Below are 6,530 nucleotides of genomic sequence, written 5' to 3' on the forward strand. Positions count from 1 at the left end.
ACGCTCGTGAGATGGCCGAACCGCCACGGTAAACGCCGAACCCGGCTGTGCGCTGTCGACGCACCAGCGCGTCCGCCGGTTAGCCCACCCGGGTGGTGCGTGAGGTCGCCCGGCGACCCCAACGAGGCGCTCCGCGCCCCTGGCCCGCCCGCCGGCCCGACCGCCGCCCCCCAGCGAGACGCTTCGCGTCGCTGTCTAGTCTGCAAGTGTGGGGCGATTGGTGGTCATCGAAGGGCTGGACGGCGCGGGTAAGCGCACGCTGACCGAGGCGCTGACCGCGGCGCTGGGGGACGCCGGCGCGAGCGTCGCCACGACCGCGTTCCCCCGCTACGGCGTCAGCGTGCACGCCGACCTGGTCCGCGAGGCTCTCCACGGTGACCACGGCGACCTCACCGAATCCGTCTACGGCATGGGCCTGCTCTACGCGCTCGACCGCCGCGACGCCGCCGACGACATTCGCGACCTGCTCGCGCGCCACGACGTCGTGCTGCTCGACCGGTACGTCGCCTCCAACGCCGCGTACCAGGCCGCACGGCTGCGCGAAGGGGCCGACAGCGACGTCGTGCGCTGGGTTCGCGCCCTGGAGATCGACCGGTTCGGACTGCCCGTGCCCGACGCCCACCTGCTGCTGCGCGTGACTCCCGACGTCGCCGCGTCCCGCGCCCGCGGCAGGGCCGAGGCCGACGCCGCCCGCGCCCGCGACGCGTTCGAAACCGACGACGGGCTCCAGTCGCGCTGCTCGGCCGTCTACGACGCACTCGCGGCGGCCGACTGGTTGTCACCGTGGCACGTGATCGACGGCGCCGAGCACGTCGACGCCGCCGACCTCGCGAAACGCCTCCTCGCCCGCTAGGGGCTGCCGCTGGGTGCTGTTCGCGGTCCAGTTCGGCCCGCCGTCGATCACGCGGTGGCCCGAATCGCCGCTTTCCTGTCGCTGCGGGCGTTCTCGTCGCTGTTGTCGCGGTCGTGGTGGGAGGACGGGTTCGCGACGTGCGGTGTAGGTCGCTGCGTGGGGTGTCGTCACCTGTGTGACTCCGTGGACGGGGTTGTAGTGGGTGTGCCAGTCGGGGTGGTCTTTGAGTCGGTGGTGTCGTCGGCATCGGGGTCCGCCGTTGGCGACGGAGGTGGTGCCGCCGTCGGCGGTCCAGGGTTGTTGGTGGTCGTGGTCGCAGTGTCGGGCGGGCCGGTGGCACCAGGGCATGATGCATTCGCGGTCTCGCACTCGTACGAGGTCGCGGATCAGGGCGTTGGGTCGTCGTCGGGTTCGGCCCAGGTCGACCGGTTCGCCGGTGCCCGGGTCGCAGAGTACGGCGCGCCAGGTGCTGCGGGGTTGGTCATGATGTCGCGGGCGATCGGGGCGGGGATGGGTCCGTATCCGTCGAGTTCGCAGCCGTCGTCGGTGATGGTCAGGGCTGTGTCGATCGGCATGTGCAGGTGCACCATCGCCGCGGCCTCCGACGGTGCCGCCACCCCGGGGTCACGGCCCAACAACAGGTCCGCTGTGACGTCGGCCCGCAGCTGGTCCAGGGTGCGGCCGTCGCCGTCGCCGTCGCCGTCGCGGTTGCGGTGGATTCTCGAAGGTTGTCGGCGACGAACCGAGTGCAGGGCCCCGGCTGCACGCCGAACATGCGCGAGAACACAGCCGCACGGAACCGTTCCTGCGAGGGGCGGCCGGGAGACGGGAGAACTGCGGAGCACGCGTGCCCGAGCGCAGAACACGCACCCCGAATACGTGCCCCAGAATCGACAACACGGTCCCCCGAACTCGCAACACGGCCCCCGGAAACCGCAACGCGTACCCCAGAATCGACAACACGCGCCCCGGAGTCCGCAACACGGTCCCCCGAATCCGCAACACGGGCTCCTGGGGACGCAACACGGGCTTCGGGGTGGGGATCACCGCGGCGGGAGGGGGTGGTTGGCGGGGATCGTGTCGCCGGGGTCGATCCGCTGCCGGAGGCGCAGCAGGCGGTCCGCGGTCGCGGGGGTGAACGCCGACCGGACGTCGGCGCCGGCCTGCCTGCCGAACGCGAACGACAGGTGCGCGCCCAGCGTGTCCGGGGCGAACGGTGCCAGCACGTCGGCGTGCAGGGTCGCCGCCTCCTCGTCGGTGGCCTCGGAGGTCGGCGCCACCGGCGAGAGCACCGACATCAGGTACGCGGCCTCGCGATGTCCGACCGCCGACGCCACCCGTGGCGATCGCGCGAACGCACCTCCCAGGTGTCGCAGGCCCGCCACGCACATCACCGGCGCCGCGGGGCCCACCGTGGCGGGCAGCCGGACGAGCGCGCCCGGGTCCAGGGCGCGGAGCATCGCGGTCCGCGAGCGGTAGGCGTGCGGCCGGTCGGGCTCGTCGAAGATGGCGCCGGACTCGGCGAACGCCCGGGTGCGCACCGTGTCCCGCACGGCCGGGACCAGCTCACGCAACCGGTCGACGTGGTCCGCGTCGCCCGCCTCGGCCACGCAGAGCTGCAGTTGTGCGATATGCCGTCCCCGCAGTTCCTCCGGTACGCCGGGAACGTCGGGGAACACGAGCATCGCGACGCCGGAGGTCACCGTGTCCGGAACCTCCTCGGTCCACCGGCGCCAGCGGTCGAGGACATCGCCGGCCTCGGCGACGTCGACGTAGAGACTCCCGCCGTGGACCTCGGAGACCTCCACGAGATCGAGCTCCATCGCCGTCACGATGCAGCCGCCCGCGCCTCCGCCGCGCAGCGCCCAGAACAGCTCGCGCTCCGGCTCGTCCTTCGCCGACGCCGTGACCCGGCGCAGCACGCCGTCGGCGGTCACCACCTCCAGCGCTCGGACGTGGTCGGCCGCGTATCCGTAGCGCCGCCCCAGCAGTCCGATGCCGCCGCCGAGCGTGTACGGCACCGCGCCGACGTGCGGCGAGCTGCCCGACAGCGGCGCCAGGCCGTGCGGGGACGCGGCGTCGAGCACGTGCTGCCACGTCGCGCCGCCGTCGATCCGTGCCGTGCGTCGCGCCGGGTCGACGTCGACACCGGTCAGCCCGCGCAGGTCGACAAGGACACCGCCGTCGAGCGACGTGGTCGGGCCGTGGCCGCCGACGCGGGCGCTGACGGCCAGGCCATGTCCCGCCGCGTACGTCACGGCCGCGCGCACGTCCCCGGCGGACCGGGCGGCCACGACACGGCCGGGCCGGTGCGACACGGCCCGCTGGTAACCGGTACACGCGGCGTCGAACCCGTCGTCGCCGGGCAGGAGCAGTGCGCCGTCGAGGGCGGGCGGTTCTGCGGAGGATTCCGTCGCGTTCGTCATGGCGGCGACCGTACGAACCGTCGAGGACACACCGTGTCCGCGAGTGATGGCAGGGTGGTCGGCATGTCCGTTCGCCAGGAGATGCCGGGCCGGTTGCTGCGCCTGTTGGCCCTGCTCCAGAGCAGGCGGGAATGGTCGGGCCGGGAGCTCGCCGAGCGCGTCGGCGTGACCACGCGGACGCTGCGCCGCGACATCGACCGGCTGCGCGGGCTCGACTACCCGGTGGAGAGCACCGGCGGCACCGGCGGCGGTTATCGCCTCGGCCGAGGCGGCAGGCTCCCGCCGCTGGTGCTGGACGACGAGGAGGCCGTCGCCGTCGGCGTGGCCCTCGCGACGGCGGCGTCCGTGAACCCGGCGTTCGGCGAGAGTGCGACGAGGGCGCTGGCGAAGCTCGGCCAGGTGCTGCCCGCGCGGCTACGGCCGCGGCTGGCCGCAGCCGGTGCGGTCGTCGTCGCGCCGCCGCGCGGGGTTCCCACCGACGACCTGGCGGGGACGCCCGCGGACTCGGGGGACGGGGCGTCCGAGGGTGTCGATCCGGAGCTGCTCGGCACCCTCGCGGCCGCGTGCCGGGACGCCGAGGTGGTCTCGTTCCGGTACACGGGCAGGCGCGGCACGTCCGCACGTCGCGTGGAACCGCAGCGTCTCCTCACCGCGGAAGGCCGGTGGTACCTGGCGGCGCACGACCTCGGACCCGACGCGCCGCGCACGTTCCGCCTCGACCGCATGCGGGACGTGCGCGCGACGGGACGTCGGTTCGTGCCACGACCGGAACCCGACGACCCCGTCGCCCACCTGCGCGAGTCCTTCGCCGCCGCGTCGTACCGGCACACCGCGCACGTGACGGTCGACCTGCCGGTACCCGAGGTTCGCCGGTGGGTTCCCGCGCTGCCGGGTGAGCTCATCGCCGACGGACCCGGTCGGTGCCGGGCGCGGGTGTCGGCCGACTCGGCCGAGCTCGTCGTGCAGTACGCGGCACTGGTTGCCGCGGTCGCGGCCGCCCGCGGTGCCGCGGCCACCGTCGATGCCGGTCCCGACGTCGCCGAACCACTTCGCAGCCTGGGCACCACGCTGGGCGCCACCCCGTGACCGTCGTCCACGGACCCGCGGCCGTGCCTACGGCGACGCCGGGTGGGGCGCCGCCTGTGCGGCCGCCCACCCGGCGTCGGATCCCCCTCGGATCGGTTCAGCTCAGCACCGGACGACCCAGCGGAAGGGGCTTGCCGCCCGTCGCGGTGGAGAGCACACCGATGAACAGGTAGATCCCGACACCCGCGAACACGAACGCCACGTAGCCGGCCGCCGTGATCGCACCGGGCGCCTCACCCACCGTGCCGTACAGCACGAGTGCGAGCGCGACGGTGATCAGCCCGAACAGCAGCGTGAACGCGGCGGGCAGGCGCAGGGTGCCCAGCGTCAGCACGCCGATCGTCACGACCCAGGCGATCAGGAACAGGCCCTGCGTGGCGATCGCCGCGTCGGCGGAGATGCCGAACCAGCCGTGCGCCAGGCCGAGCACGAGTGCCGCATAGCTGAACCAGAATCCGCTGAACACGGCGAACACCGCGGCGACGGCACCCTGGCCCAGCAGAACGGCCCAGATCGCGGCGACGAACTGGCCCACGCCGGTGGCGGGCACGATGATCGCCATCGAGGCGCCGACCGCGTCGGCCGGAACGTATCCGGTCTGCACCAGGGCCAGGGCGAGTGCGCCGACGATGAACGTGGGCAGGCCGATCAGGGCGGGGTCGCTGTCGGGCACGGCGCGTGCCGGTGCCTCGTTGGCAACGTCAGTGGCCATCGTTACTCCTCTTTGAGCTGCGATTGATCCTCGGATGCGGTCCGTACGGCGGCTTCCGGGCGCGGTCGCGTCGAACAGGAGACGAGACGGCGTGGCGTGCGCTCCGCGGCGAGTTCGCCTCACCGCGGCCGACGACCGGGCGGGCGCCCGCCCGATGCCGGGTCTGCCGCCCGTTCGGGCGGTCGGCGGGCACTGTGGGCCGGGAACGCCCCGGCACCGATGGTTCGGGAACGCCCCGGCGAGGTGAGCCGGGGAACGTCCCGGCGTGCTACGAGAGCTTGGGCCAGAGCGGTGACAGTTCCGGGTGGTCGTCGTCGATCACCCGATGTGCCAGGGCGATCGCCTCCTCGGGTTCGATCTGGTCGCCCGCCGGGTCACTGTGGGCGACACATTCGAAGAGGTAGGCCAGTTCGTCCGCCTCCACAGCGGACAGGCCGGTGTCGCGTTGCGCTTCCACGTACCGCATCCGCAGTACGGTCGCGGCCTGCAACAGCAACGAGCAGTACGTGTCGGGTGCGCCGGATCTCTCGTCGAGCCGACCTCGCGATTCTGTGCCTTTCACGCCGACTCCTTTGTCTGGTCGCGGTGATCTGGTCACGGGACGGCTCACCGCGCCGCCGAACGACGGCTCGCCGTCGCCCGGCGGCGGGCGGGTGGCCTGTCGTGGGGGTGTGCTGTGGGCACACGCGGCCTGAAACGTGTCAGGCGGTGGCGCGCTTGCGGAGTTCGCGGGCGGCCACACCCGGGTCCGGGGCGTTGTAGATCGCTCCACCGGCCACCGCCACCGTCGCACCGGCCTCACGCACCGACCCGATCGTGTCCGGACCCACACCACCAGCGATCGAGAACGGCACCCCGGCCTCCCGACCATCAGCCAACAACTGATCGATCGAATACCCCGGCCGCGCCTGCTCGTCCAGACCCGCATGGATCTCCACGAACGACACACCCAACTTCGCCACCTCACGGATCCGAGCCACCCGGCCCTGCACCACCGTGATCATGTCCGCCACCACACTCTTGCCGTACTTGGCACCCGCAGCCACCGCACCACGCACCGTGTCGTCATCCGCAGTACCCATCACCGTCACCAGATCAGCACCCGCCTCGAACGCCAACCCGGCCTCCAACTCACCAGCATCCGCCGTCTTCAAATCCGCGAACACCAACTTGTCCGGATGCGCAGCCTTCACCGCACTCACCGCACCAATACCCGCCGACTTCACCAACGGCGTACCCAACTCCAAGATGTCCACGTGCTCGGCCACCTGATGCGCCAACGTCAACGCCGCCGGCAGATCCACCACATCCAACGCCACCTGCAACCGCACAACAAACTCCTCACGAAGAAACACAAAAACCGGACCCGGCAACAATCACCCACCACCCCGAAAAACCACAACAACCAGCACATAAAAAACCCCAACCCCCCAATACGAACAACCAATAACCG

7 protein-coding genes are annotated in these 6,530 nt (G+C 72.1%); 2 read left to right on the forward strand and 5 right to left on the reverse strand.

Annotated features, from left to right (window positions below; genetic code table 11):
• Positions 1-208 precede the first annotated feature (208 nt).
• Positions 209-853: a dTMP kinase gene (locus LY13_RS22755; protein ID WP_253830594.1), complete on the forward strand. Its 645-nt coding sequence runs from the start codon at positions 209-211 to the stop codon at positions 851-853.
• A gap of 386 nt (positions 854-1,239) precedes the next feature.
• On the opposite strand, the gene LY13_RS22760 is transcribed toward LY13_RS22755, so the two are convergent.
• Together LY13_RS22760 and LY13_RS22765 are read right to left on the reverse strand one after the other, a co-directional pair.
• Positions 1,240-1,491, reverse strand: coding sequence for a hypothetical protein (locus LY13_RS22760; protein WP_253830595.1), 252 nt, complete (start codon positions 1,489-1,491; stop codon positions 1,240-1,242).
• A 405-nt stretch (positions 1,492-1,896) separates the two neighbouring features.
• Positions 1,897-3,279, reverse strand: coding sequence for an FAD-binding oxidoreductase (locus tag LY13_RS22765; RefSeq protein WP_253830596.1), 1,383 nt, complete (start codon positions 3,277-3,279; stop codon positions 1,897-1,899).
• A 63-nt stretch (positions 3,280-3,342) separates the two neighbouring features.
• On the opposite strand from LY13_RS22765, the gene LY13_RS22770 reads away from it, so the two are divergent.
• Positions 3,343-4,365: a helix-turn-helix transcriptional regulator gene (locus LY13_RS22770; protein ID WP_253830597.1), complete on the forward strand. Its 1,023-nt coding sequence runs from the start codon at positions 3,343-3,345 to the stop codon at positions 4,363-4,365.
• A 97-nt stretch (positions 4,366-4,462) separates the two neighbouring features.
• Here the strand turns inward: LY13_RS22770 and LY13_RS22775 are convergent, their stop codons facing one another.
• From LY13_RS22775 to hxlA, 3 genes are all read right to left on the reverse strand, one after another.
• Entirely contained in the window at positions 4,463-5,077 is a 615-nt protein-coding gene (locus LY13_RS22775) for a GPR1/FUN34/YaaH family transporter (RefSeq protein WP_253830598.1), read from the reverse strand.
• A 268-nt stretch (positions 5,078-5,345) separates the two neighbouring features.
• Positions 5,346-5,639 (reverse strand): hypothetical protein, encoded by a 294-nt coding sequence (locus LY13_RS22780; protein ID WP_253830599.1) that lies wholly within the window; start codon positions 5,637-5,639, stop codon positions 5,346-5,348.
• 139 nt (positions 5,640-5,778) lie between these two features.
• Positions 5,779-6,408 (reverse strand): 3-hexulose-6-phosphate synthase, encoded by a 630-nt coding sequence (hxlA, locus tag LY13_RS22785; protein ID WP_253830600.1) that lies wholly within the window; start codon positions 6,406-6,408, stop codon positions 5,779-5,781.
• Between the last annotated feature and the right edge of the window lie 122 nt (positions 6,409-6,530).

It is taken from the genome of Prauserella aidingensis (assembly GCF_024171865.1).
In the GTDB taxonomy this organism is placed as follows: domain Bacteria; phylum Actinomycetota; class Actinomycetes; order Mycobacteriales; family Pseudonocardiaceae; genus Prauserella; species Prauserella aidingensis.